This window comes from Guptibacillus hwajinpoensis (assembly GCF_001039475.1).
GTDB classification, from domain to species: domain Bacteria; phylum Bacillota; class Bacilli; order Bacillales; family Guptibacillaceae; genus Guptibacillus; species Guptibacillus hwajinpoensis.
Window position 1 is genome coordinate 226626 of record NZ_LELK01000004.1, and the last position, 25770, is coordinate 252395.

At 43.1% G+C, this 25770-nt stretch carries 21 protein-coding genes; 17 read left to right on the forward strand and 4 right to left on the reverse strand.

Going from position 1 to position 25770, the window contains the following annotated elements; all coding sequences use genetic code 11:
• Positions 1–83 precede the first annotated feature (83 nt).
• Positions 84–1397, reverse strand: coding sequence for an NCS2 family permease (locus tag AB986_RS11605; protein ID WP_048311322.1), 1314 nt, complete (start codon positions 1395–1397; stop codon positions 84–86).
• 187 nt (positions 1398–1584) lie between these two features.
• Here AB986_RS11605 and AB986_RS11610 point away from each other — a divergent pair, with 187 nt between their 5' ends.
• A complete protein-coding gene (locus AB986_RS11610) occupies positions 1585–2112 on the forward strand; it encodes a YwhD family protein (RefSeq protein ID WP_048311323.1) in 528 nt (175 codons plus the stop codon).
• 403 nt (positions 2113–2515) lie between these two features.
• Positions 2516–2764, forward strand: a complete 249-nt coding sequence (locus tag AB986_RS11615; protein ID WP_048311324.1) for a DUF2164 domain-containing protein — start codon at positions 2516–2518, stop codon at positions 2762–2764.
• Positions 2765–2790: 26 nt separating this feature from the next.
• Here AB986_RS11615 and AB986_RS11620 read toward each other — a convergent pair whose 3' ends face one another.
• A complete protein-coding gene (locus AB986_RS11620) occupies positions 2791–4845 on the reverse strand; it encodes a transglycosylase domain-containing protein (RefSeq protein ID WP_048311325.1) in 2055 nt (684 codons plus the stop codon).
• 224 nt (positions 4846–5069) lie between these two features.
• Between AB986_RS11620 and bacA the strand changes: the two genes are divergently transcribed.
• The 7 genes from bacA to AB986_RS11650 all read left to right on the forward strand — a co-directional run bounded on the left by bacA (position 5070) and on the right by AB986_RS11650 (position 11492).
• On the forward strand, positions 5070–5855 hold the full coding sequence (gene bacA, locus AB986_RS11625) for an undecaprenyl-diphosphate phosphatase (RefSeq protein WP_048311326.1): 786 nt from the start codon (positions 5070–5072) through the stop codon (positions 5853–5855).
• A 424-nt stretch (positions 5856–6279) separates the two neighbouring features.
• Positions 6280–7107, forward strand: coding sequence for a polyamine aminopropyltransferase (speE, locus tag AB986_RS11630; RefSeq protein WP_048311327.1), 828 nt, complete (start codon positions 6280–6282; stop codon positions 7105–7107).
• Between the two features lie 7 nt (positions 7108–7114).
• Complete coding sequence (gene speB, locus AB986_RS11635; RefSeq protein ID WP_048312814.1) at positions 7115–7993, forward strand: agmatinase; 879 nt, start codon at positions 7115–7117, stop codon at positions 7991–7993.
• Positions 7994–8312: 319 nt separating this feature from the next.
• Entirely contained in the window at positions 8313–8738 is a 426-nt protein-coding gene (locus AB986_RS11640; protein ID WP_048311328.1) for a YwiB family protein, read from the forward strand.
• The gene (argS, locus tag AB986_RS11645) at positions 8735–10396 is read left to right on the forward strand and encodes an arginine--tRNA ligase (protein ID WP_048311329.1); all 1662 of its coding nucleotides are present in this window, start codon (positions 8735–8737) and stop codon (positions 10394–10396) included. The genes AB986_RS11640 and argS overlap by 4 nt, the downstream gene beginning before the upstream one ends.
• A 133-nt stretch (positions 10397–10529) precedes the next feature.
• Positions 10530–10700, forward strand: coding sequence for a XapX domain-containing protein (locus AB986_RS21745; protein WP_084006528.1), 171 nt, complete (start codon positions 10530–10532; stop codon positions 10698–10700).
• Positions 10701–10718: 18 nt separating this feature from the next.
• The gene (locus AB986_RS11650) at positions 10719–11492 is read left to right on the forward strand and encodes an alpha/beta fold hydrolase (RefSeq protein ID WP_048311330.1); all 774 of its coding nucleotides are present in this window, start codon (positions 10719–10721) and stop codon (positions 11490–11492) included.
• Here the strand turns inward: AB986_RS11650 and uvsE are convergent.
• Positions 11464–12420: a UV DNA damage repair endonuclease UvsE gene (gene uvsE / locus AB986_RS11655; RefSeq protein ID WP_048311331.1), complete on the reverse strand. Its 957-nt coding sequence runs from the start codon at positions 12418–12420 to the stop codon at positions 11464–11466. The genes AB986_RS11650 and uvsE overlap by 29 nt on opposite strands.
• An 81-nt stretch (positions 12421–12501) precedes the next feature.
• Positions 12502–13689, reverse strand: coding sequence for a cardiolipin synthase (gene cls / locus AB986_RS11660; protein ID WP_048311332.1), 1188 nt, complete (start codon positions 13687–13689; stop codon positions 12502–12504).
• A 235-nt stretch (positions 13690–13924) separates the two neighbouring features.
• Here cls and AB986_RS11665 point away from each other — a divergent pair, with 235 nt between their 5' ends.
• The 8 genes from AB986_RS11665 to icmF all read left to right on the forward strand — a co-directional run bounded on the left by AB986_RS11665 (position 13925) and on the right by icmF (position 25570).
• Positions 13925–16033, forward strand: coding sequence for a (Fe-S)-binding protein (locus AB986_RS11665; RefSeq protein WP_048311333.1), 2109 nt, complete (start codon positions 13925–13927; stop codon positions 16031–16033).
• A 156-nt stretch (positions 16034–16189) separates the two neighbouring features.
• Positions 16190–17368, forward strand: coding sequence for an acetyl-CoA C-acetyltransferase (locus AB986_RS11670; RefSeq protein WP_048311334.1), 1179 nt, complete (start codon positions 16190–16192; stop codon positions 17366–17368).
• Between the two features lie 14 nt (positions 17369–17382).
• Positions 17383–18237 carry a 3-hydroxybutyryl-CoA dehydrogenase gene (locus tag AB986_RS11675; RefSeq protein WP_048312815.1) on the forward strand — a complete coding sequence of 285 codons (855 nt, stop codon included), beginning with the start codon at positions 17383–17385 and terminating at the stop codon, positions 18235–18237.
• A 20-nt stretch (positions 18238–18257) separates the two neighbouring features.
• Positions 18258–19400, forward strand: coding sequence for an acyl-CoA dehydrogenase (locus AB986_RS11680; protein WP_048311335.1), 1143 nt, complete (start codon positions 18258–18260; stop codon positions 19398–19400).
• Between the two features lie 136 nt (positions 19401–19536).
• Entirely contained in the window at positions 19537–20679 is a 1143-nt protein-coding gene (locus tag AB986_RS11685; RefSeq protein WP_048311336.1) for an acyl-CoA dehydrogenase, read from the forward strand.
• A 14-nt stretch (positions 20680–20693) separates the two neighbouring features.
• The gene (meaB, locus tag AB986_RS11690) at positions 20694–21692 is read left to right on the forward strand and encodes a methylmalonyl Co-A mutase-associated GTPase MeaB (RefSeq protein WP_048311337.1); all 999 of its coding nucleotides are present in this window, start codon (positions 20694–20696) and stop codon (positions 21690–21692) included.
• Positions 21679–22293 carry a TetR/AcrR family transcriptional regulator gene (locus AB986_RS11695; RefSeq protein ID WP_048312816.1) on the forward strand — a complete coding sequence of 205 codons (615 nt, stop codon included), beginning with the start codon at positions 21679–21681 and terminating at the stop codon, positions 22291–22293. The genes meaB and AB986_RS11695 overlap by 14 nt, the downstream gene beginning before the upstream one ends.
• A 22-nt stretch (positions 22294–22315) precedes the next feature.
• Positions 22316–25570, forward strand: a complete 3255-nt coding sequence (gene icmF / locus AB986_RS11700; RefSeq protein ID WP_048312817.1) for a fused isobutyryl-CoA mutase/GTPase IcmF — start codon at positions 22316–22318, stop codon at positions 25568–25570.
• Positions 25571–25770 lie beyond the last annotated feature (200 nt).

Below are 25770 nucleotides of genomic sequence, written 5' to 3' on the forward strand. Positions count from 1 at the left end.
AAATTTTTGTCTGCCTTTGGAAAGTAGTTATTCTCCATTTGGAAATAAAAAAAGTTCTGCCCTTAAAAGAGCAGAACGTGATCTTAATGCGGTAGAAATGCAAGTTGATAGAAGAAAAGAACAGCGAATAGATAAAGGAGTGGATGAACTTCGCGCCATTTTCCTTTGACAATTTTAAGAATCGGATACGTAATGAAACCAAGTGCAATTCCTGTTGCGATACTAGCCGTAAGTGGCATCGTTAAAATGATGAGGAAAGCAGGAAACGCCTCGTCGAATTCGCTCCATTCGATTTTGCCGACCGCTCCAATCATCAAGCTTCCGACAATGATAAGCGTCGGTGCCGTAATCGCTGCAAGACCAGATAAGGAACCAACGAGTGGACCGAAGAATGCTGATACGATGAATAAGACAGCAACAACGACGGAAGTTAATCCTGTTCTACCTCCAGCAGCAACACCTGAAGACGATTCGATGTAGGCGCTTGTTGGGCTAGTCCCAAAGATCGCTCCGACCGTTGTACCAATGGAGTCAGCAAGAAGTGCCTGACGAGCACGAGGCATTTTCTTGCCTTTCATTAAGCCGGCTTGTTCAGCAACACCAACCATTGTTCCAGTAGTGTCAAATAATGTAACGAGTAAGAACGAGAACACGACTGCGTATAGTCCATATTCAACCATGTCTTTAATGGCCTGTAGTGGGCTACCAAAGATGAAGAATTCAGGTGCGCTTGGGGTGTTCATAAAGCCATCCTTGAATTCTAGCTGTCCAGTGACAACTGCAATAAGCGCTGTAACAATCATTCCGAAGAATAGCGCTCCAGGAACATTACGTGCCATAAGGATCAATGTAATAATCAATCCAGTTAGTGCGAGAAGAACGGCTGGTGAATGCAGATCGCCTAGTCCAACAAGGTTTTCACTGTCTGCCACAATGATACCTGTCATACGAAGTCCGATAAAAGCAATGAAAAGACCGATACCTGCTGTAATACCGAGCTTTAGATTAGTAGGAATCGCTTCAATCAGCTTTTCGCGGAAAGGCGTTAAGGAAAGAATGATGAATAGCAATCCGGCGATAAAGACGGCTCCAAAAGCGACTTGATACGAAACACCGCTTTGTCCACCAACAACAGAGAAAGCAAAGTAAGCATTCAATCCCATACCGGGTGCAATAGCGATTGGATAGTTAGCGAAAAGTCCCATCCAAAGCGTACCGACAACAGCTGCAATGATTGTTGCAATAAACACCGTGTCGAACGGTACACCTGTTGAGGAAAGAATAATTGGATTTACGATAACGATATATACCATTGTCAGGAACGTCGTTATTCCTGCAAGGAATTCTGTTTTAATACTTGTTCCATTTTCTTTTAAGCGAAAAAAGGAGTTAAACATTGTGATACCTCCATTAAATACGAACGTTTTTTAAGCACAAATACTATAATATTCGTAAACGACCCTTTTGACAAGAGGGAATTTATCATTAGCCGGCATAATAGGCACGAGAACTCGTGGATGAATACAATAGATTAATTGTGATAAAATGATAACGGAGAATTGTGATCGAAGGAGGTAGACATAAATGGCAAATGAAGAAGACAAAAAGCCGAAAAAGAAGCCTTCAACAGGCTTTAACATTCTAAGCGGTGACTCAACAGATGGGCACGGCGGATATGGTGTAGGTACCATTAACCTGGATAACGTCTCACCGGTTATTATTGATCCAACGACGGATGAAATATATGTAGATGTTGGTGCCTTACATGCTCGCAGCGCTCTTGAAAAACGGAAAAAGCTTGTGAAAACGCGTGAAGAAGTTCCTGATGGACATACGGCATGGATCGTTTGGGTAACGCTTCAAAAAACAGAAACGGGTCCACACTACTACGGAATTGGAGCATGTGAGTTCTATCTTAACGCTGAAGCGAAGCGAGCTTGGAAAAGCATGCCTGAACACGTAAACAATATGGATAAATCCATGAAAGGTAAAGTTGTGGTTGACCATATGGATGCCAAATCCAAAAAGATGCTACGAGAGTATTTAATCGAGTTTGATAAAGATGTGTATGAGCGTTCCAGTGACGAAGTAAAACTGGGACTTCAAGACTAACTTTAATATGTTTTTGGAATAAATGACAAAAGGTCTTGAGGTTTTAGATAACTGAGCGTAAACTTATTTATACGCAACACATATAGCTAGGACCCAAAACAGCCCGGGGAATCTTCCTCGGGCTGTTCTGGTTACTGAGATATAATAACGCTTACAAATTTAAAGTGTGCTGTTCTCTAAGAGAATGTTGTTTTAAAAGAGGTTATGTTTGAAGTACTACATTTAGCTGATTGAAGCGGAAGGTGCTCGACTCCTGCGGGACTAGCGGGACAGGTGAGACCCCACAGGAGCGTAGCGACGAGGAGGCTCACCGCCCGCCCCGCGGAAAGCGAGCACCTGCAGCGGAAATCAACCACTTTTATTGCTACAATGCCTACGAAAAACCATAGAAAGGATGAGCACTATGTGGAAACAGATTCCTAGGGAGAAAAAGAAAGAGCTAGTCGAACGAATTCAGTCTTATTTCTATGACGAGCGTGATGAAGAAATTGGTGAGCTTGCTGCAGAGAATTTTCTTCATTTTATTATGTCAGATATCGGACCAACACTTTATAACGCAGGTATATCAGATGCGGTCTCGATGACAGAACAAAAATGGATGAGCATTGAACAAGATCTAGAAGCGCTTAAGAAAACCGAAATAGGAAGATAAGAAAGGACGCCATTTGGCGTCCTTTCTTATCTAATCCATTGAAAGAAGCGATCGAGAAATCCTTTAGGGCTTTTTCTTTCTTCTTCAGCTAGTCCTAGATGATCTGCGCAAAGTTCATGTGGTTCGGTTCCTTCTATATAATAAGCTAGTCGTTTGGTTGGGCAATTTTCGTTTGCTAGCAAACCAGTCTGCGGATCAACATCAACTGCAATCACATTTTTAGGAGGTTCGAACTCAAGAACTTCTTCCCCTTTTAATGCATCTTCAATGAAATTCGCCCAAATCTTCTTTGCATACAAACCATCATTCCGATAATTTAGCTTTTCTCCTTTATCATATCCAATCCATACAGCTGCGGTAAGTTGTGGTGTGAAACCTACCATCCAGCTATCGGTTGATGTTGTTCCGGTTTTGGCAGCAGCTGGACGAGTTAGCAAATGGTCAATTCCTGAACCGGTTACACGTGTGTAATCGTTTAAAGACTCATCAAAAATCCCAGTCATCATATCCGTTGTGACGAAGGCGGCAGCTGGATCTAGTACGACTTCAGTTTCGGCTTCATGTTGATAAATAACTTTCCCATCTCGGTCCGTTACTTTCTCGATAAAGTGTGGTGTTACACTCTTACCACCGTTCGCAAGCATACTGTAGGCGTCAGCCATTTCCATCATTCCTACGGGCTTTGTCCCAAGTGCAAGCGACGGAATAGGAGAGAGCTGACTCTTAATTCCAAAGTCTTTTGCTGTTTTCACAAGCGTTTTTTCTTCAAGAAACATGTGTGTTTTTACTGCAACAATATTGTCTGAGAGCGCTAAAGCTTGAGCTAGCGTAATTTCGTCATTTGCATAGGCTTCTCCGTAATTATGTGGTGAGTATGTTTCTTTATCATTATCATAATAGAATGTCGTTGGTTCACTACGAACAAGAGTGGACGGTGTAAAGCCGTTTTTTAAAGCAGCATAATAAAGGAGTGGTTTGAAAGTAGATCCCGGCGTACGCTTTGCCATTGTAGCTCGATTAAATTTACTTTTTTCGTAATCGCGACCTCCAATTAGTGCCTTTACTGCGCCAGTTGTTGGCTCCATCGCGACAAGCGCTGCTTGAATATCGCTATTTTTATCAATACTTGAAGCTACCCATTGATCGGCCGTTTTTTGCATGTCAGCATCAAGCGTCGTATAGACGTGAAGTCCTCCTTGATCAATAACCCGCTCATCAAGCGCTAGCTTTGATTTCAGTTCTTTCTTCACTTCTGCTGCAAAATAAGGAGCAACTTCTTGTTTCGTTTCTTCATTAAATGCCTGCAATGCCATGTTTTCTAGTAGAGCTTGCTGTGCTTCGGATTGATTTAACGAATCATTTGCTACCATCGCGTCGAGCACTGTTTCTTGACGATTCTTTGCACGTTCTGCATCTGCATATGGCGAGTAATAACCAGGACCTTTTGGAATACCCGCAAGCATCGCAGCTTCAGCAAGTGTGAGGTCATTAGCTGATTTACCGAAAAACGTTCTTGCTGCCGATTCAATGCCATACGACCCGTGGCCATAATAGATGGTATTTAAATAACCTTCTAGAATCTCATTCTTGGAGTAATGAACTTCAAGACGATAAGCATAGAAAGCTTCTACAATTTTCCGTTTCCACGTTTTATCATGCTCAAGAAAGAGATTACGCGCGTATTGCTGAGTAATCGTACTTGCTCCTTGTACTTTGGACATCGCTTTAAGGTCAGCAAGGATCGCACCGCCAATTCGTTTGAAATCAAAACCAGGGTGAGTATAGAAACTACGATCTTCAATCGCAAGTGTCGCGTCTATTACGTTGGGTGAAATGTTATCAAGTTTAACCCAATAACGATTCTGTCCATTCTTATTGCTTTCATCTATTACATTTTGATCATGGTCATAATAAATCGTTGTTTGAGGCACCTGAATTTCGGGAGCGCCCATGATAACAGCTAGTAAGTAAAGAGACCCGAACGAAACCCCGATCAGCACAATTCCGATTATCATAAGCCTGCTAAGAAGCATTCCCCAGCGTTTCCAATACTGGAATCGCTCTTCTTTAAGCCATTTCATGTGGTTCACCCCACATTCGTCGTTTTAAATCTAGTATGTGACAATTACGAAACTCTTAAACGCTTAAAAAGATAAACTTCCAACCAGTAGAGAAATATATTTGTCCAACTTGTGAATAGGATGAAGTAAGAACGAATGTAACCTAAGTTTTATTTTCGTAGTAGGATTCTTATTGCCTAAAGAATGTGGGATACTTATTATTATTTTGAGCTAGGGGAGAGACGATAATGGAAATGATCATTGCGATTATTCTAGGTATTGTTGAAGGGTTAACAGAATTTCTACCCGTATCATCGACAGGTCATCTTATTTTGACCGGATACTGGTTAGGTTTCACAGGAGAAAGGGCGAAAACGTTTGAGATTGTCATTCAACTGGGGTCGATTCTTGCTGTTGTTGTCATGTATCGAAAGAGGTTCGTTGATTTGCTTTCGCCAAATAAACAGCAAGGTGGTTTGTCACTCGCACACCTTATACTCGGGATGATTCCTGCCGTAGTGGCTGGCTTTCTACTTCATGGACTCATTAAAACGTACTTATTCTCACCATACACTGTTGTTATTGGGTTAGTAATAGGTGGCGTACTAATGATCGTAGCTGATCTAAAGCAGCGTCCACCAACTAGCTCAAGTCTTGACGATCTGACCTTGCGTCAAGCTTTCTCGATTGGCCTGTTCCAATGCCTTGCCCTTTGGCCAGGTTTCTCCCGATCAGGTGCAACAATCTCTGGTGGCGTATTACTTGGTACGAATCACAAAACAGCTGCAGAGTTTTCATTTATTTTAGCTGTACCAATGATGGTTGCCGCAAGCGGATATGATTTATTGAAGAGCTATCAGTACTTAACAGTGTCCGATATTCCTTTATTCGCGACAGGGTTCCTATCCGCCTTCTTCGTAGCGCTTTTAGCTATTGTAACGTTTATCAAATTTATCGAACGCGTCCGCTTAATCCCGTTTGCCATCTATCGATTCGTACTAGCTCTTTTTGTATGGATGGTGCTTTTCTAAGGTGTGTTTAAATGCTAAAAAGTGGTTGATTTCCGCTCCAGGATGCTCGCTTTCCGCGGGGCGGGCGGTGAGCCTCCTCGTCGCTAACGCTCCTGCGGGGTCTCACCTGTCCCGCTAGTCCCGCAGGAGTNCGAGCATCCTTCCAATCAGCTATATTGAGTGGTATTTTTAAACAAAACCCCTTCAATAACTAAAATCTTTTAGAAGCGAAAAAAGCATTTCTTTAAATATAGTGGGAGTAAGAGAACGTTTCGTTTCTCATTTTGAATGAATATATAAAATTCACTTGCTTTTTACTGCGAGTCGACTATACTTTTCTTGTGCTTTGTTAAGATAGATTCTTTTGCAATATACTAATCCTGTTTGGACGAATGTGATTCGGGAACGGAGAAGTAGAGCAGATCGAAATAGAGGAGTGGTTTAAATGGAATTATGGTATACAGAAAAACAAACAGAACATTTCGGTATTACAGCTAAAATTAAACAAACGCTGCATACAGAGCAAACTGATTTTCAGCGTCTAGATATGATTGAAACAGAAGAATTCGGAAACATGCTCGTTCTTGATGGCATGGTTATGACAACTGAGAAAGATGAATTCGTCTATCACGAAATGGTTGCTCACGTACCTCTTTTCACTCACCCTAATCCAAAACACGTTCTTGTAGTTGGTGGCGGTGACGGTGGTGTTATTCGCGAAGTATTAAAGCATCCATCTGTTGAAAAAGCAACGCTTGTTGAGATTGATGGCAAAGTTATTGAATACTCTAAGAAATACCTTCCTTCCATTGCAGGAGCACTTGATGATGAGCGCGTTGAAGTGCTTGTTGACGACGGCTTTATGCACATTGCAAAGAGTGAAGGCGAGTATGATGTAATTATGGTTGATTCTACTGAACCAGTTGGACCTGCTGCTAAGCTTTTCGAACGTGGCTTCTATGAAGGGATCTCAAGAGCGCTTAAAGAAGACGGTATTTTCGTTGCACAGACGGACAACCCTTGGTTTAAAGCTGATTTGATTTCTCAAGTTTCAAAAGATGTTAGAGAAATTTTCCCGATTACGCGCGTTTATACAGCGAACATTCCAACATATCCGAGTGGTCTGTGGACGTTTACAATTGGTTCGAAGCAGAAGGATCCGCTTGATGTTCCTGAAAGCCGCTTCCATGATATTGATACAAAATATTATACAAAAGAGCTTCACACAGCATGCTTCGCGCTTCCTAAATTCGTACAGGATCTAGTGAAATAAGATGAGCATGAAATTCGATGAAGCTTATTCAGGTAATGTTTTTATTCTAAGCAATCCTTCGTTTGAAGACAGTAACGTGGTTATCTACGGTATGCCAATGGACTGGACAGTAAGCTTCCGTCCTGGTTCTCGTTTCGGTCCAGGACGCATTCGTGAAGCGTCACTTGGACTTGAGGAATACAGCCCGTATGCTGATCGTCATCTTGAAGAGATTCGCTATTTCGATGCAGGAGATATCCCACTTCCATTCGGTAATCCGAAGCGAAGCATTGATATGATTGAAGAGTATATTGATTCGTTGCTTGAAGCTGATAAGTTTCCTCTAGGTATGGGCGGCGAGCACCTGGTTACCTGGCCGATTCTTAAAGCGTTCCATAAGAAATATGATGATCTTGCAGTCATTCATATTGACGCACATGCGGATCTTCGTGAGGAATATGAAGGGGAGCCGCTCTCTCACTCCACACCAGTTCGTAAAATTTGTGGCTTGATCGGTGCTGAGAATGTGTATTCGTTCGGAATCCGCTCCGGCATGCGTGAAGAATTCCAGTTCGCGAAGGAATCCGGAATGCATATGCACAAATTCGAAGTGGCAGAGCCGCTTAAAAAGGTTCTTCCATCACTAGAAGGACGAAACGTCTATGTGACAATCGACATTGATGTCCTTGATCCAGCGCATGCGCCTGGGACAGGCACGGCAGAAGCTGGAGGCATCACGTCTAAAGAGCTTCTTGAAGCCATTTCAGCCATTTCGAACTCAGGTTTGAACGTAGTTGGTGCTGACTTAGTAGAGGTTGCACCTGCTTACGATCCATCTGAACAAACGCCAATCGCGGCAAGTAAATTTATCCGCGAAATGCTACTAGGTTGGACGCACAAGAAATAACATATCGGTTCAAGGCTGTATTCATATTGAATACAGTCTCTTTTTAATTGGAAGAGTAGGAGTATAATTCATAAATGTCAAATCCCATTGTGACAAAAAGCGTCACATTGAAGCCCGCCTTAAGCTTGTCGGGGGTGGACAAGCCACCTTCGCTTTTCCTGATCTAGCTGCGGCGGGTACCCCCTCGAGGTCTTAAGTCAATCTCCAATGTGACAAAAAGCGTCACACTGAAGCTTGCCTTAAGCTTGTCGGGGGTGGACAACCCGCCTCCGCTTTTCTTATAATAAGAAAGTTAAAGCTTTAGTTAGGACGTGAAAGAATGAGTAGTGAGATTGAATTAAAGATTGATTCCCGAATTGAGTCAGGGAATCAGAAAGATTCATCGAAACAAACAGTGAACGGAAGCATTGTTGAAAAGGGAGAGGCGCTTTATATTCGCTATGAAGAGGACCTTGAAATTGGTAAGGTTTCAACAACTGTTAAAATAGATCAAGAACAAGTAACGGTTATTCGAAGGGGAGCACTTTCGATGCGCCAACAATTTGCACCTGGGCATGTATCCGAGTCTATCTACAAGACGCCATTTGGTTCTATGCCGATGCAAATTCGAACGGAACGTATTGAACAGCTAGTGGATCGTGAGAAGAACAAAGGACGTCTGACGCTTCGCTATTTACTATACCTAGAAGAAGATGAAACACAGCGGCATGAACTGACGCTAACCTGGAAAGGAGCAAGTCAATGAATAGTGTTGAACAAAAGAAAGAGCAGTTGAAAGAGGAGATCAAGCAAGCCGTCCTGAAGGCTAACCTTGCATCGGAAAATGAAATTCCTGAAGTTATTCTTGAATCACCAAAGGATAAAGCTCACGGAGACTATGCAACAAACATGGCGATGCAGCTTGCGCGAATTGCTAAGAAAGCGCCGCGTGCCATTGCGGAGGATTTGAAAGCGAATCTCGATATGCAAAAAGCGGGCATTAAGCAAATTGACATCGCAGGACCTGGGTTTATTAACTTTTTCATGGATACTGCTTATCTAACAGAGCTCATTCCAACGATTCTTGATCATGGTAACTCGTACGGTCGATCAGCTAATCGTAATGAGAAAATTCAAGTCGAGTTTGTTTCAGCAAATCCAACAGGTAGCCTGCATTTAGGACATGCGCGCGGTGCGGCTGTTGGGGATACGCTTTGTAACATCCTTGATCGCGCTGGGTATGACGTATCACGTGAATATTACATTAACGACGCTGGGAATCAAATTCATAATCTAACGGTTTCATTAGAAGCTCGTTACATGCAGGCACTTGGTAAAGAGAAGGAAATGCCTGAAGACGGCTATCAGGGGCAAGATATCGTTCAATTCGGTAAAGATCTTGTTGAGAAGGAAGGCGATCGCTTACTTCAGCTTGACGACAAGGAACGTTATGCTTATTTCCGCGAATACGGTCTTGAGCGCGAGCTTGAGAAGCTGAAGAAAGATTTGAAGGAATTTGGCGTTGAATTCGACGTCTGGTTCTCAGAAACTTCCCTCTATCAGTCAAGTAAAATTGATGATGTACTTGCGAAACTAAACGACCGTGGAGAGACGTTTGAACAGGACGGTGCAACATGGTTCCGTTCAACAACTTACGGCGATGACAAAGACCGTGTACTTATTAAAGGTGATGGGTCTTACACATACTTAACACCAGATATCGCGTATCACCAAGATAAGCTCTCACGTGGATTCGATAAGCTTATCAACATTTGGGGCGCTGATCATCACGGCTATATTCCAAGAATGAAAGCTGCAATTGAAGCGTTAGGTTACAAGCGTGAGCAGCTTGAAGTGGAAATCATTCAAATGGTTAACCTTTTCAAAGATGGCGAGAAAATGAAGATGAGCAAGAGAACGGGTAAAGCTGTTACCCTTCGTGAATTGATGGACGAAGTAGGCATTGATGCCATGCGCTATTTCTTCTCAATGAGAAGCTCGGACTCGCATTTGGATTTTGATATGGACCTTGCTGTATCACGTTCAAATGAAAACCCTGTTTATTACGTTCAGTATGCACATGCTCGCGTATGCAGCATTCTTCGTCAGGGTGAAGAAATGGGCTTAACTGATGATGCTGACCTCTCTCTCATTACATCTGAGAAAGAAATGGATCTTCTTAAGAAGCTTGGCGAGCTTCCTGAAGCAATCGCTGAAGCGGCAGATAAGCGTATGACACACCGCATCACGAACTATGCTTTTGAACTTGCTGCAGCACTGCATAGTTTCTACAACGCTGAACGCGTGCTTGATTCTGAAGATCTTGCGAAGAGTGCAGCACGTTTCAAGCTCATGAAAGCCGTTCGTCAAACGATTCAAAACACGCTTGAAATCATTGGCGTAACAGCACCGGAGAAAATGTAAGTAAGGAAGCCCTACCATTATACGGTGGGGCTTTTACTATTTCCGACTCTCTTTCAAACGGATGAAACAAACAGCCGATCCTTTCTCATAATGCATTATCCATTTGGTCATACTTTTAGAAAGAGGTGAAAGTATGAAAACGGTATTAATTGCAACATTAACGGGATTTATAGTGGGACTTATTTTTGCAATCTTAAAGCTTCCGATTCCAGCTCCACCAGCTTTTGCAGGAATTGCGGGGATTATTGGCATCTATCTAGGGTTTAAAGCTTTTGAGTGGATGTCTGGCTTTTTTTCGTTATAAAGAAATGAGGTTAGCTGATTGGCATATGTAAAGATAGATGATATTGACTTATATTACGAAGACAAAGGGAGCGGTCTTCCGATCATCTTCCTACATCCACCTGGAATGGGACATGTTGTTTTTCATGAACAGGAAAAGCTTGCTGAGCATTTTCGGGTCATTGTTTTTGATATGCGAGGTCATGGAAGAAGTGGTCTAGGGTCAAAAGACTTCTCAATTTCTTTGCTAGCAAATGATTTACACCATTTAATGAGTGAACTTGGCATTGAAAAAGCTGTGTTGCTTGGCTATTCCAGCGGTGGGAGTGTGGTTCAAGAGTTTTGTATCCACCATCAAGAAAAAGTAGCTGGACTTATTTTGTGTGGGGGATTTTCAGAGGTAAGCGATATGTTTCTTCAAGCTGAATTCCGAATAGGTAAGGCGCTTGTTCATAAGCTTGATGTTCTTTCCTGGGGCATAGCGAAAGCACATGCGAGGACTGAAGCGGAGTTTAAAATGCTGCGTAGGTACATCGTTAGCACGAATCCTAACCTACTTGAGAAATTCTATGAAGAGGGTCGTCGTTATGTTTGTACAAACAAACTAAGCACGCTCCATGTTCCGTTTCTTCACGTAACGGGGGAGCGCGCCTTTTATTTTCATCGGTATCAAACGATCTACAAAAAGTATATCCCACATAGCAAATTGGTGCGAATTGATGCCGCGTTTCATGAGCTGCCTACAAAGTCTTCTGCAGAGTTAAATCATATTGTTTCTAAGTTTGTTACTTCCATTGAATTGAGCCACCGTTAAGTCGTTTTACACCGCGAACAGATGAAAGATCTTCGACTAGCTTTAGTGCAGCGAGGTCTTTTTTCTTTGCTTCAATCATAATGTCTACGTCTTCACCGTACTCTTTCAACATGTTGATGAAAGGGAGAGCAAACTCAGGATCTACATAATCTGAGTGACTACGGTAAGCTTTCTCTGACTTAGGTGATGAGAGATGGAATTTAGGCCGTATGTTGTGTGACTTCCACGTCTTGTGAACACGCTCGAGAAAATCTTCAGGAAGCCCTTCACCTGGATTGGCCATATGATGGTGATAATCAAATATAAAAGGGACACCAGTGTGCTCACATGTCTCAAGTGTCTCGATAGCGTTGTATGTTTTATCATCGTTCTCAAGTGTAACGTGCGATCGAATAGGTTCTGGAATCATATCAAAATTTCTGTGGAAACGTTTGAGCGTTTCTTCTTTATCGCCGTAGGCTCCGCCGATATGAATGTTTGTAATCGCGCGTTTATCAAGACCCATTGCTTGAAGCATGGCAACGTGATAATCAAGGTCACCAATTGCATTATCAGTGACATGTTGCTTCGGACTTGTAAATAAGGTGAACTGATTCGGATGAAAGCTTACGCGAAGTTTATGCTTTTTAACAAGATCACCAATTTCCTTGAACTTATCACGAAAAGGAGTTATGTAATCCCACGTTGCTTCCGGGTGAGTAGCAAGGGGGACGATGGAAGAAGACATCCGATATAATTCGATTTCATGAGCAATATTATAGTGAAGCGCTCTTAAAGTATTTGTGAGGTTTGTATCCGTAATTGAGTGAAGCTTTGTTTCTCTCTCTTCTTTCGAGAGCTTGGACCAACTTGCAAACGTCATCGTTCTAGCAGGTGACGCTTCATAGAGGGCAAGCGCATTAGAAACATAGCCGAAGCGCAGTTGCATAGGATGGCATTCCTTTCTCCGATGTGTCTGGTGGTTTATTCCCTTTCACACTGAAACAAAACAACTCTCCGCACATCCTTACTACAAAAAGGGGCTCAGGAGTCGAGCGAAGGGACTAATGAACTTGTTGCTTATTGTCCGCTTTTTAAGTCGTGCAAGATCAAGGCGCTCTGACTGAATGAAATCGCTGTTAATCACTTCCATTACTTGAGATAGAACCTCGGAACTTTCGAAGATGCAATTGATCTCACTATTGATGTGGAAACTTCGCTTATCAAAATTAGCTGTACCTATATCGCAAATTCGATTGTCGACGATCATCACTTTTGCGTGATAGAAACCGTTCATATACTGGTAAACTTCTCCGCCTTCCTCAAGTAACTCGACTAGATAATGATAAGATGCTTCCTTAACGAGCGGGTGATCGGCTCTCATTGGAAGGATCAATTTAACCGATACACCTCGACGAATGGCACGAACGAGACTATCTTGGACCATATGACCAGGAATAAAGTATGGCGAACCAATAATGATGGAGGTGGTGGCCTTGTTAATATAGTCCGCAAATGATTCTTTAACTCCAGATCCATTTGTAATATGGTATTTCATCTCTGTCTCGCCTTTAGGCAAAGTTGGATAAAAAGTCTCGTCTTCTTCTAATGGTGTGTTATCCGCCTTCCAATCAATTAGAAATTGCTCCTGCAAGCCTTTTACAGCTTCTCCAGTTACGCGAAGATGGTAGTCTCTCCAATACCCAAATTTCGGTTTTCTCCCAGCGTATTCATCGCCTACGTTAAAACCACCTACATAACCGATTTTCCCATCGATGACAGTAATTTTACGATGGTTTCGATTGTTTATAGAGGAAAACAGAAAAGGCAACTGGATTTTCCGTGAAAAAGAGAAATGAACACCGCATGATGTCATTTGCTCGATGGTAGATTTCTTCAGACCATGGCTTCCAACGTAATCTGCAAGTACATAGACGCTTACACCAGAAGATGCTTTTTGGCATAGGTTATGAATGAATTTCTTGCCGGTTTCATCATCTCTAAAAATATAAAACATCATATGAATATGCTGGTTAGCTTTATCAACATCTTCAAGCAACATCTCAAAAAAGTCTTCACCATCAGCGATAAATTCAATATTGCCATGCATCGTTAACTTGGAAGAAGAGGGGACATGACGTCTTTTCTGAGATCCCAGAATAAGATCAATCGCGATCCATATGATGATAGCTAGTATAAGTGCCAGTACAAATCTCATTCCAAATCCCTCCGATCAATCCTAGTGTCGTCCTAGTTTGTCCTAAATTAGAAAAAAGTAAAAATATTTCTCTGACTGAATGCTCATTCAGTTTATTTTGTGTTATACTGTAGTCAGAAAATTACTTTCATTCTGACTTAAAAGCGTTTTCATAAATGATCTGTTCATTCGACTGTTCAGATATCGTAAAGCGTGCTAACGAGAAGGAATGACATGAAAGGAGAGGTTTGCCAACATGGATGCTTTATTGATCGCCAACTGGATTGCTTTCATTCTTGTAACCGCTTACGCGTTCTCTTTGTTTGGTTATGTTGTGAAAACAAGGTATGAATACATCAAGCTAGGAAAGAAAGCAGAATTTGATCATTCCATGAAAGAACGACTAGAAGCGATTCTGGTCAAAGTATTCGGGCAAAAGAAATTATTAAAAGATAAGAAGAGTGGAACCATCCATGTGATGATGTTCTATGGTTTCCTTCTTGTTCAATTCGGTGCGATTGACATGGTTATTAAAGGTCTATCGCCAGAATCACATCTTCCTCTTGGACCTTTATATCCAGCGTTTACGTTCTTTCAAGAGCTTGTAACGCTTATGATTTTGACAGCCGTTGTATGGGCATTCTATCGCCGTTATATCGAAGCGATAGCAAGGTTGAAAAAAGGATTCAAAGCAGGACTCGTTCTTTTGTTTATCGGACTTTTAATGATCTCTGTTCTATTTGGAAATGGTATGGAAATTCTCTGGCATGATCTTGAGTATACTTGGAGTGCACCTGTCGCTTCTGGAATTGCATTTCTCTTCTCATGGATTAATGAGACAGCAGCCATTGCACTGTTCTTCTTCTCCTGGTGGATTCACCTTCTTGTTCTTCTAACGTTCATGGTATACGTACCGCAGTCTAAGCACGCACACTTAATTGCTGGACCTGTTAACGTATTTCTTGGTCGTACGAACAAAGTCGGTCAGCTTGCTTCGATCGATTTCGAAGATGAGAGTCAGGAAGAGTATGGTGTGAATAAGATTGAAGACTTTAATCAGAAGCAGCTTGTCGATCTATACGCTTGTGTTGAATGTGGCAGATGTACAAACATGTGTCCAGCAACAGCAACAGGTAAGATTCTTTCACCAATGGATTTAATTGTGAAACTTCGTGATCATTTAACTGAAAAAGGTGCAGCCGTTACATCCAGAACACCATGGGTACCTGCTTATGCATTCTCAAATACAGCAGGAAACCAGATTGCTTATCAATCGCGTGGTCAGCAAGAGACGGCAGCAACAGCTGAAGGACTTGTTAGTGATGAGTTAATTGGTAACGTTATCACAGAAGAAGAAATCTGGGCTTGTACAACTTGCCGTAACTGTGAAGATCAGTGTCCAGTTGAGAATGAACACGTTGATAAAATTATCGATATGCGTCGTCACCTTGTCTTAATGGAAGGGAAGATGGATAGCGATGTACAGCGAGCGATTACAAATATCGAACGTCAAGGCAACCCATGGGGCATCAGCCGTAAAGAGCGTGAGAACTGGCGCGATATGCGTGATGATATCGTTGTACCAACAGTGAAAGAGAAAGAAAAAGCTGGCGAAGAGTTTGAGTACCTCTTCTGGGTTGGTTCAATGGGCTCTTACGATAACCGTAGCCAAAAGATTGCTGCTTCCTTTGCGAAGATTATGAACGAAGCAGGCATCTCATTCGCTATTCTCGGTAATAAAGAGAAGAACTCAGGCGATACGCCAAGACGAGTGGGGAACGAGTTCCTATTCCAGGATCTTGCTCAAAAGAATATTGAGACGTTCCAGAAACATAACATTACTAAGATTGTTACAATCGATCCCCATGCTTATAATTCGTTGAAAAACGAGTATCCGGAGTTCGGGCTTGAAGCGGAAGTATTCCATCATACCGAGCTATTGTATGACTGGATTAAAGAAGGAAAGCTGAAGCCTAAACACGAAGTAAACGAGAGAATCACTTATCACGATTCGTGTTACCTCGGTCGATACAATGAAGTTTATGATCCACCACGTGAGATTCTACGTAGCATTCCAGGTGTAGAAGTCATCGAAATGGATCGTAACCGTGAAAACGGCATGTGCTGTGGCGCTGGTGGCGGATTGATGTGGACTGAAGAAGACACAGGCTCTCGCATCAACGTGACGCGAACTGAGCAGGCACTTAGTGTGAAGCCTTCTGTCATTGGAAGTGCGTGTCCATATTGCTTAACGATGATGAGCGATGGAACGAAAGCCAAAGAAGTAGAAGAAGAAGTGGCGACGCTTGATATCGTTGAGATTCTTGAGCGATCCATCGTCCAAAAAGAAGCGATCGTTCAATAAATTGATAGAAAGTTTCAGGAGGGTTAGCTTATGCAGGTTTTTTTAACAACCTGTATGAGCTCTTTCCTTTGTTCTTTGAGGATAAGGTGAGCGAGCGTTCAGTCGAGCTTTACCCTATTATGATAGCGTTTTCAATAATCTGAGGAGGTTTTACAGATGGGTAAAACAGTCATTGTAAGTGGAGTAAGAACACCTTTTGGTAAGTTTGGCGGAGCATTAAAGTCAATACAAGCATCAGAGCTTGGTGGAACAGCTATTAAAGAAGCGTTGAAGCGTGCAGGAGTTGATCCTGCTTCAGTTGGTGAAGTGATTATGGGGTCTGTTCTTCAAGGAGGTCAGGGACAAATTCCGTCTCGTCAAGCAGCTAGACACGCTGGTATCCCATGGGAAGTAAAAACTGAAACAATTAATAAAGTATGTGCATCAGGCCTACGCAGTGTGACGCTCGGTGATCAGATTATCCGTTCTGGTGATGAAGAAGTGATTGTAGCAGGCGGAATGGAATCGATGAGCAATGCACCTTACATTATGAAAGATGCACGCTGGGGCATGCGAATGGGTGATAAGCAGATCGTTGACTTGATGGTTCATGACGGGCTTACGTGTTCATTTGACGGCTGTCATATGGGTGTATACGGCAACACAACAGCAGCAGAGTATGAAGTATCAAGAGAAGAACAAGATCGCTGGGCGACTAGAAGTCAGGAGCGCGCTGTGAAAGCAATGGATGAAGGCATTTTCGCTGAAGAAATCGTTCCAGTTGAAGTACCTCAGCGTAAAGGTGATCCACTTGTTGTTGAACATGATGAAGCACCGCGAAAAGGCACAACGCCTGAACAATTAAGCAAGCTGAAGCCTGTCTTTGGTGCAGATGGAACGATCACAGCAGGAAATGCACCTGGCGTAAACGACGGAGCTGGGGCGCTTGTCCTCATGTCTGAAGACCGTGCTGCAAAGGAAGGCAAAGAAGTAATGGCAACCATTTTAGCTCATACAGCCATCGCCGTGGAAGCAAAAGATTTCCCGAAAACGCCTGGTCTCGTCATCAATGAACTATTGAAGAAAACAGGCAAGACGCTTGAAGAGATTGACCTTTTTGAAATTAACGAAGCTTTTGCAGCAGTTGCGTTAACAAGCGGCAAAATTTCTTCGCTTGATGAAGAAAAAGTAAATGTGCACGGTGGTGCAGTGGCGCTTGGACATCCAATTGGGGCTAGTGGAGCAAGAATTCTAATTACACTTATTCATGAATTAAAACGACGTGGCGGTGGTATCGGCGTTGCGGCAATTTGCAGCGGTGGCGGCCAAGGTGACGCAATTATGGTTCAGGTATAGGAGGCGGAATGATGATGGAAATCAAAACAATTATGGTAATCGGTGCAGGACAAATGGGTGGCGGCATTGCACAAGTATGTGCAGCTGCTGGATACACCGTTTATTTGAACGATTTAAAGCAGGAGTATATCGACAAAGGGCTAGCACGAATTGAGAAAAATCTTTCTAAGCAAGTGTCTAAAGAGAGAATTACACAGGACGATTTAAACGGAACGATGGATCGCTTGAAGCCAACAACAGATATTCACGATGCGAAGCACGTTGATATTGTCATTGAAGCAGCAGTTGAGAACATGGAAGTGAAGGGAAACCTTTTCTCGCGTCTTGATGAAATCGCACCAGAGCATACGATACTCGCAACAAATACATCATCACTACCAATAACAGAAATCGCAGCGGTTACGAAGCGTCCTGAGAAAGTAATCGGAATGCACTTCATGAACCCGGTGCCTGTTATGAAACTTGTTGAAATCATTCGCGGCCTAGCGACGACTGATGAGAGTTATCAGGCTGTTGAGAAGTTAGCAGTCGATCTCGGAAAAACAGCGGTGGAAGTAAATGACTTCCCTGGTTTCGTTTCCAACCGGATTCTGATGCCAATGATTAACGAAGCCATTTATACGGTGTATGAAGGTGTGTCGTCTCCAGAGGACATTGATAGCGTAATGAAGCTAGGAATGAATCATCCAATGGGACCACTTACGCTCGCGGATTTTATTGGTCTAGATACTTGTCTTTATATTATGGAAACGCTTCAAGAAGGATTCGGCGATGATAAATATCGCCCATGCCCGCTTCTTCGTAAGTATGTGAAAGCCGGCTGGCTCGGACGTAAGACAGGAAGAGGCTTCTACCAATACCAGGATTAACACCACGAGGAGGAACGAGCATGGAGCTTGTATTTACGGAAGAGCAAAAGATGATGCAGAAGATGGTCCGTGATTTTGCTGAGAAAGAAATTGCGCCAATCGTTGAGGAAATGGAAGAAACGGATCGATTCCCACGGGAACTAATTAAACGAATGGGCGAGCTCGGATTAATGGGTATCCCGATTCCAGAAGCCTATGGCGGCTCTGAAATGGACTATACCTCTTATATTATTGCGATTCATGAATTATCCAAAGTCAGTGCAACCGTAGGCGTTATTCTTTCTGTCCACACTTCAGTTGGCACACTGCCAATCCTTTCATTTGGATCAGAAGAGCAGAAGCAGAAGTACGTTCCGAAACTTGCGACAGGTGAGTACCTTGGTGCATTTGCTTTAACAGAACCGAGTTCAGGCTCAGATGCGAGTAGTATGAAAACCCGCGCGGTCCGTGATGGCGATCACTATGTCTTGAACGGTTCGAAAATTTTCATTACGAACGGTGGCGAAGCGGATACGTATGTTGCTTTCGCACGCACGAATCCAGATGAAAAAGGAAGTAAAGGTGTAACTGCTTTTATTATCGAACGGGATATGCCTGGGTTTAGCGTCGGCAAAAAGGAAAAGAAAATGGGACTAAACGGATCAAACACCGTCGAGATCATTTTCGAAGATTGCCGTGTCCCCGTTGAAAATCGTCTTGGTGAAGAAGGTCAGGGATTTAAAATCGCGATGGCGAACCTTGAAAGCGGCAGAATCGGAATCGCTGCACAATCTCTTGGAATTGCAGAAGCGGCATTGAATTACGCAACGGCTTACGCAAAAGAACGCGAGCAGTTTGGCAAGCCGATTGGCCAGAATCAGGGACTTGGTTTCAAGCTCGCTGACATGGCAACGGACGTAGAAGCAGCGAAACTATTAACCTATCGTGCAGCTGATTTAAAGAACCACGGCACACCGTGCATGCAGGAAGTATCAATGGCAAAGCTCTTCGCATCCAAAGCAGCCGTCAAAGCCTCAATCGAAGCCGTTCAAGTATACGGCGGATATGGTTACACAAAAGACTACCCAGTCGAGCGCCTCTTTAGAGACGCAAAAGTATGCGAAATCTATGAAGGCACGAGTGAAATACAGAAGATCGTGATTAGTAGGAACCTACTCCGCTAGAAAATAGCCGCGGAAACCCGCTTTATTGTCCAAAAATCAAATATATTAGCCAAATTGCCTTTTTATTAGCCAAATCCGAGATATATTGTCCAAAATCTCATTTTATTGTCCAAACCACCTAAAGGAGAGAAAACATATGAATTTCCAACTATCAGAAGAACATGAAATGCTACGTAAAATGGTGCGCGACTTTGCACGAAAGGAAGTTGAACCAACTGCTGCAGAGCGTGATGAAGAAGAGCGTTTTGATCGCAACTTGTTTGAACAAATGGCGGAGCTTGGTTTAACAGGAATCCCGTGGTCTGAAGAGTATGGTGGCATTGGGTCTGACTATTTAAGTTATGTGATTGCAGTAGAAGAGTTATCTCGCGTTTGTGCTTCGACAGGCGTTACGCTTTCTGCTCACACATCCCTTGCCGGATGGCCTGTAAATGCATTTGGAACGGAAGAGCAGAAACAGAAATTCCTTCGTCCGATGGCAGAAGGTAAATTAATGGGCGCATACGGCCTAACTGAACCGGGATCAGGGTCAGATGCAGGCGGCATGAAAACAACGGCTAAACTTGATGGCGATGATTACATCTTGAACGGATCGAAAATCTTTATTACAAACGGTGGGGAAGCAGATATTTATATCGTTTTTGCTCAAACAGATAAAGAAAAGCGTCATAAGGGGATCACGGCATTTATCGTTGAAAAAGATACGCCAGGATTCTCAATGGGTAAGAAGGAGAAAAAGCTTGGCATTCGTTCATCTCCAACACTAGAAATTATTTTCGAAGATTGCCGTGTGCCAGTTGAAAATCGTCTTGGCGATGAAGGACAGGGCTTCAAGATTGCGATGAAAACACTGGATGGTGGTCGTAACGGAATTGCAGCTCAGGCAGTCGGCATTGCACAGGGTGCACTTGATGCGGCAACTGCATATGCGAAAGAGCGTAAGCAGTTCGGTAAACCAATCGGTGAGAATCAGGGAATTGGTTTCAAGCTTGCTGATATGGCAACGAAAATCGAAGCTGCAAGACTATTAACTTATCAAGCAGCATGGAAGGAAAGTCAGGGACTTCCATACGGCAAAGAATCAGCGATGTCTAAGCTATATGCTGGTGACATTTCAATGGAAGTTACAACTGAAGCTGTCCAGGTGTTTGGTGGCTATGGTTATACGAAGGACTATCCAGTTGAACGCTATATGAGAGATGCGAAGATTACGCAAATCTACGAAGGAACGAATGAAATCCAGCGTCTGGTTATTTCAAGAATGTTGATGGCTGATTAAGAAGGGTGAAAGCAATGCATCCACTCGCAGAACGAATTTCAAATCAGGATGAACGAGCGCTTGCGAAAGCGATTAGCACTGTTGAGAATGATTCGGAAGAAAAGCTAGAGCTGCTGAAGGATATCCATCCAATGACGGGACGCGCTCATTATATTGGAATGACAGGATCACCCGGTGCTGGTAAAAGCTCGCTCGTTAACAGGCTTATTACTTACCTTAGGAAACAGAGTTTAACCGTTGGAGTAGTTGCGGTCGACCCTACAAGCCCATTTAGCGGTGGTGCTTTACTTGGGGATCGGGTGCGCATGGCGGAGCATTTTACTGACCCTGGCGTTTTCATCCGTAGCATGGGAACGAGAGGAAGTCTTGGTGGCTTATCACGTACAACGAAAGAAACGGTTCGACTGATGGATGCGTTTGGGTTCGACGTGATTTTAATTGAAACCGTTGGAGTTGGCCAATCAGAACTCGATATTATGAAAATTGCTGATACGATTGCGGTCGTGTTGAATCCTGGTAGTGGTGATGTTGTTCAAGTGTTCAAAGCAGGCATCATGGAGATTGCCGATCTTTTTGTTGTGAATAAAGCCGATTTGTCAGGGGTGCCGAAGCTACTAGCTGAGCTTGAGAGCATGCTTGATATTGTGAAGCATGACGCGCCGTGGCGGCCACCGATTGTGAAAACTGTTTCGGTGAGAAACGAAGGTCTTGAAGAGCTCTGGGAGAAGATGCAAATACACTTTGCATACAGCAAGAAGTCAGGTGAACGAGAAGCGAGGCGTAAGACATCACTAGAACGTGAAGTCATTGAAGTCGTTCATGCGGAAATGATGAAAAAACTCGTTGAGCAAGAAGAGTCTCGCGACAAAAGCTGGATCGAAGAAGTGACGAGTGGTTCAGTTGACCCTTACTCAGCGGCGGTCCGGCTGCTTGAGGATTATGTTGGTCGACAATCGCTAAGAGGAAGGGGATGGGAAGGTGAAAAAGAACGTTCCTTCGATGGTGAAGGATGAAAAGCTCATCCAGAAAAGGCGTGAACAGATGATTAAGGCGGCGGTGTCCCTTTTTAAAGAAAAGGGATTTCATCGTACAACGACGAGAGAAATCGCACGGGTGGCTGGATTTAGCATCGGAACGCTATATGAATACATTCGCAAAAAAGAAGATGTGCTCTACCTTGTTTGTGACAGCATTTATGATGAAGTTCGTGAGCGTCTAGAAGAGCAGTTAAAGCCGAACATTACTGGAATTGAACGGTTACGACAGGCTCTTCATGCGTTTTATCATGTGATGGATGATATGCAGGATGAAGTGCTTGTCATGTACCAGGAAGCAAAGTCTCTTCCACGTGAAACACTTCCATATGTGCTTAAAAAGGAACTTGGCATGGCTGAAATTTTTGAAAAGCTGATTGAAGAGTGCGTTGCAGAAGGAAAGCTTACTCTCTCAGATGATGAAATATACGGGGCTGCTCATAATATCCTCGTTCAAGGTCAGATGTGGGTGTTCAGACGCTGGGCGCTACGGGATCATTATTCAATAGGAGAATACACGAAGATGCAGGAAGCTTTTCTGATTCAAGCGCTAAATCCTGTTGAAGCGAATAACGTTTAGAGGAGGAATAGTAGTGAGTGTTATGGAAACGTATAAGCCGGTTCATCACGTTCGTTTTGTAACCGCTTCAAGTTTGTTTGATGGTCATGATGCGTCCATAAATATTATGCGACGAATTTTACAGTCTAGCGGGGCAGAGGTTGTTCATTTAGGTCATAATCGTTCCGTTGAAGAGGTTGTGAATGCTGCGATTCAAGAGGATGCGCAGGGGATTGCGATATCGTCTTACCAGGGCGGACACATGGAATACTTTAAGTACATGTATGATCTCTTAAAAGAAAAAGGCGCTTCACACGTTAAGATCTACGGCGGCGGTGGTGGCGTTATTATTCCGAAAGAAATTAAGGAACTACATGAATACGGCATTTCTCGTATTTTCTCACCTGATGATGGAAGCGATCTTGGTCTTCAGGGAATGATCGATTTAATGATTAGAGAATGTGATTTTCCGACATTTAAGCAGGTTGATAACCAGATTGATCGTCTGCACGAACGCGATCCTCAGGCAGTCTCAAGCCTGATTACACTTGCTGAAAGCTATGGAGCAGAGAGAACAGAAGAGACAGCAGCTACAGCTGAGAAGGTATTCGATAAGCTGAAATCCATGGCAACTGAAACACCAGTCATCGGTATTACAGGTACGGGTGGAGCGGGGAAAAGCTCCTTAACAGATGAGCTGGTTCGTCGTTTTATTAATGAATTTAATGAGAAAACTGTTGCGATTCTATCGATTGATCCGACGAAACAAAAGACGGGCGGCGCTCTTCTAGGAGACCGTATTCGCATGAATGCGATTCATAACGATCGTGTGTTTATGAGAAGTCTTGCTACGCGTAAATCCAAAACTGAACTTTCGCTTTCGATTAGAGAAGCACTAACGGTTGTGAAAGCGGCTGGGTATGACTTGATCATCATTGAAACAAGCGGTATCGGCCAGGGGGATGCCGAGATCGTTGAAATTGCCGATGTTTCAATGTATGTGATGACGAGTGAATTCGGTGCGCCTTCACAACTTGAGAAGATTGATATGATCGATTTTGCAGATCTAATTGTTATTAATAAATACGAGAGAAAAGGCTCTGAAGATGCACTTCGTGATGTGAAGAAGCAGTACCAGCGCAGTCATATGCTTTTCGAACAAAGCCTTGATAAGATGCCTGTATACGGCACGATTGCGAGTCAATTTAATGACCCAGGAACAAATACGCTTTTTAAAGCACTCGTTGATACAATTCATCGCAAATGCCGCAATGATTGGGCGACAGATATTGAAACGAGCGATATCGTTGAGAAATTAAACTTAATCATTCCACCTCAGCGTCAGCAATATCTACAGGATATTTCAGGGTCTGTTCGTCGCTACCATGAATACGTGGAGAAGCAAGTACAGCTTGCTCGGAAAGCGTTCCAGCTTCAAGGAACCATTGAGATGATCGAGAGTTCAGAAAGAAATGATGAGACGATTACCATGCTAACAGCCATGAAAGATCAGAATATGGATGACATGCATGCTGAAACGAGAAAAATCATTGAGAGCTGGCCAGAGGTAAAAGAGAAATATAGCGGCAAGGAATTTGTGACAGTTATTCGAGATAAAGAGATCGTTACAGAATTAACAACGAAAAGTCTTTCAGGACTTGATATTCCGAAAGTTTCTCTTCCAAAGTACGAAGACTGGGGAGAAATCGTACGCTGGGTATTGAAAGAGAATGTACCGGGCTCATTCCCGTATACAGGCGGTGTTTTTCCGTTTAAGAGAAAAGGGGAAGATCCTAAGCGTCAGTTCGCAGGAGAAGGAACGCCGGAAAGAACTAATCGCCGCTTCCATTATCTTTCTGAGAACGAAGATGCCAAGCGTCTTAGTACCGCATTTGATTCAGTAACCCTTTATGGAGAAGATCCAGACTATCGACCAGATATTTACGGGAAAGTTGGCGAGAGCGGGGTTAGCATTTGTACGCTTGATGATATGAAGAAGCTTTATGCAGGCTTCGATCTATGTGCACCAACAACGTCTGTATCGATGACAATTAACGGTCCTGCACCAATCATTCTTGCGATGTTCATGAATACGGCAATTGAGCAGCAAATCAATCGTTTCGAAGAAAATGAAGGGCGTAAAGCAACAGACGAGGAGCTTGCAGATATTAAGGCAAGTACGCTCAGCACGGTTCGTGGTACGGTTCAAGCTGATATTCTTAAAGAAGATCAAGGCCAGAACACGTGTATTTTCTCAACAGAATTCGCGCTTCGAATGATGGGAGATATTCAGGAGTACTTCATTAACGAAAACGTTCGAAATTATTATTCTGTCTCGATTTCTGGCTATCATATTGCCGAAGCGGGAGCGAACCCGATTTCTCAGCTTGCGTTTACGCTCGCAAATGGCTTCACGTATGTTGAATATTACTTGAGCCGTGGTATGGATATTGATAAGTTCGCACCTAATTTATCGTTCTTCTTCAGTAACGGTCTAGATCCAGAATACACCGTTATTGGAAGAGTGGCGCGTCGAATTTGGGCTACTGTTATGAGGGAGAAGTACGGCGCAAATGCTCGAAGTCAGAAATTGAAATACCACGTGCAAACGTCCGGTCGCTCGCTACATGCACAAGAGATGGACTTCAATGATATTCGCACAACGTTGCAGGGGTTAATGGCGATTCATGACAACTGTAACTCGCTTCACACGAACGCTTATGATGAAGCTGTTACAACGCCAACGGAAGAATCCGTTCGTCGCGCCATGGCAATTCAAATGATTATTACGAAAGAGCATGGATTAACGAAAAATGAAAATCCACTTCAAGGCTCCTTCATCATTGAAGAGCTAACGGACCTTGTTGAAGAAGCTGTGCTAACGGAATTTGAACGCATAAACGCACGCGGTGGCGTTCTTGGGGCAATGGAGACGCAATACCAGCGTGGTAAGATTCAAGAGGAATCAATGCATTATGAGATGCTTAAGCATAGTGGAGAGCTTCCGATTGTTGGCGTGAATACGTACAAAAATCCGAATCCACCTGCAGAAGAAGAGTGGAACATGGAACTTGCGAGAGCGAGTAAAGAAGAGAAAGAGCAACAAATTAGCAATTTGAAACAGTTTCAAGGAGAGCATGCTGACAAGACAAATGAAGCGCTCAATCGCTTGAAGCGTGCTGCCCTTACAAAAGGAAATATTTTCGAAGAATTAATGGAAACAGTTAAGGTTGCGAGTCTCGGTCAAATCACGACAGCCCTCTATGAAGTTGGTGGGAAATACCGTCGAAATATGTAGACGGTTAACAACTTGTCAAATGCAAGCGTTCATATTATTGTAGGAGGAAGGGAAGCCTTCCTCCTTTTCGTTGGAGGAAAGCCAAGAATTACTGAAGGAAAGGGAGAGTTTACAGGATTGATCCTTCTATTTTTAATGCCTCTCTTTTAAAAGGTTGTTGTTTTGAAGTGGATTTTCTTAAAAGATCCACACTTCAAAGG

Excerpts from the sequence above, each read along its gene's own strand:
- AB986_RS11605 (WP_048311322.1), bottom strand. The coding sequence starts at position 1,397 with ATGTTTAACTCCTTTTTTCGCTTAAAAGAAAATGGAACAAGTATTAAA.
- AB986_RS11610 (WP_048311323.1), top strand. The coding sequence starts at position 1,585 with ATGGCAAATGAAGAAGACAAAAAGCCGAAAAAGAAGCCTTCAACAGGC.
- AB986_RS11615 (WP_048311324.1), top strand. The coding sequence starts at position 2,516 with ATGTGGAAACAGATTCCTAGGGAGAAAAAGAAAGAGCTAGTCGAACGA.
- AB986_RS11620 (WP_048311325.1), bottom strand. The coding sequence starts at position 4,845 with ATGAAATGGCTTAAAGAAGAGCGATTCCAGTATTGGAAACGCTGGGGA.
- speE (WP_048311327.1), top strand. The coding sequence starts at position 6,280 with ATGGAATTATGGTATACAGAAAAACAAACAGAACATTTCGGTATTACA.
- speB (WP_048312814.1), top strand. The coding sequence starts at position 7,115 with ATGAAATTCGATGAAGCTTATTCAGGTAATGTTTTTATTCTAAGCAAT.
- AB986_RS11640 (WP_048311328.1), top strand. The coding sequence starts at position 8,313 with ATGAGTAGTGAGATTGAATTAAAGATTGATTCCCGAATTGAGTCAGGG.
- argS (WP_048311329.1), top strand. The coding sequence starts at position 8,735 with ATGAATAGTGTTGAACAAAAGAAAGAGCAGTTGAAAGAGGAGATCAAG.
- AB986_RS21745 (WP_084006528.1), top strand. The coding sequence starts at position 10,530 with ATGAAAACGGTATTAATTGCAACATTAACGGGATTTATAGTGGGACTT.
- uvsE (WP_048311331.1), bottom strand. The coding sequence starts at position 12,420 with ATGCAACTGCGCTTCGGCTATGTTTCTAATGCGCTTGCCCTCTATGAA.
- cls (WP_048311332.1), bottom strand. The coding sequence starts at position 13,689 with ATGAGATTTGTACTGGCACTTATACTAGCTATCATCATATGGATCGCG.
- AB986_RS11665 (WP_048311333.1), top strand. The coding sequence starts at position 13,925 with ATGGATGCTTTATTGATCGCCAACTGGATTGCTTTCATTCTTGTAACC.
- AB986_RS11670 (WP_048311334.1), top strand. The coding sequence starts at position 16,190 with ATGGGTAAAACAGTCATTGTAAGTGGAGTAAGAACACCTTTTGGTAAG.
- AB986_RS11675 (WP_048312815.1), top strand. The coding sequence starts at position 17,383 with ATGGAAATCAAAACAATTATGGTAATCGGTGCAGGACAAATGGGTGGC.
- AB986_RS11680 (WP_048311335.1), top strand. The coding sequence starts at position 18,258 with ATGGAGCTTGTATTTACGGAAGAGCAAAAGATGATGCAGAAGATGGTC.
- AB986_RS11685 (WP_048311336.1), top strand. The coding sequence starts at position 19,537 with ATGAATTTCCAACTATCAGAAGAACATGAAATGCTACGTAAAATGGTG.
- meaB (WP_048311337.1), top strand. The coding sequence starts at position 20,694 with ATGCATCCACTCGCAGAACGAATTTCAAATCAGGATGAACGAGCGCTT.
- AB986_RS11695 (WP_048312816.1), top strand. The coding sequence starts at position 21,679 with ATGGTGAAGGATGAAAAGCTCATCCAGAAAAGGCGTGAACAGATGATT.
- icmF (WP_048312817.1), top strand. The coding sequence starts at position 22,316 with ATGGAAACGTATAAGCCGGTTCATCACGTTCGTTTTGTAACCGCTTCA.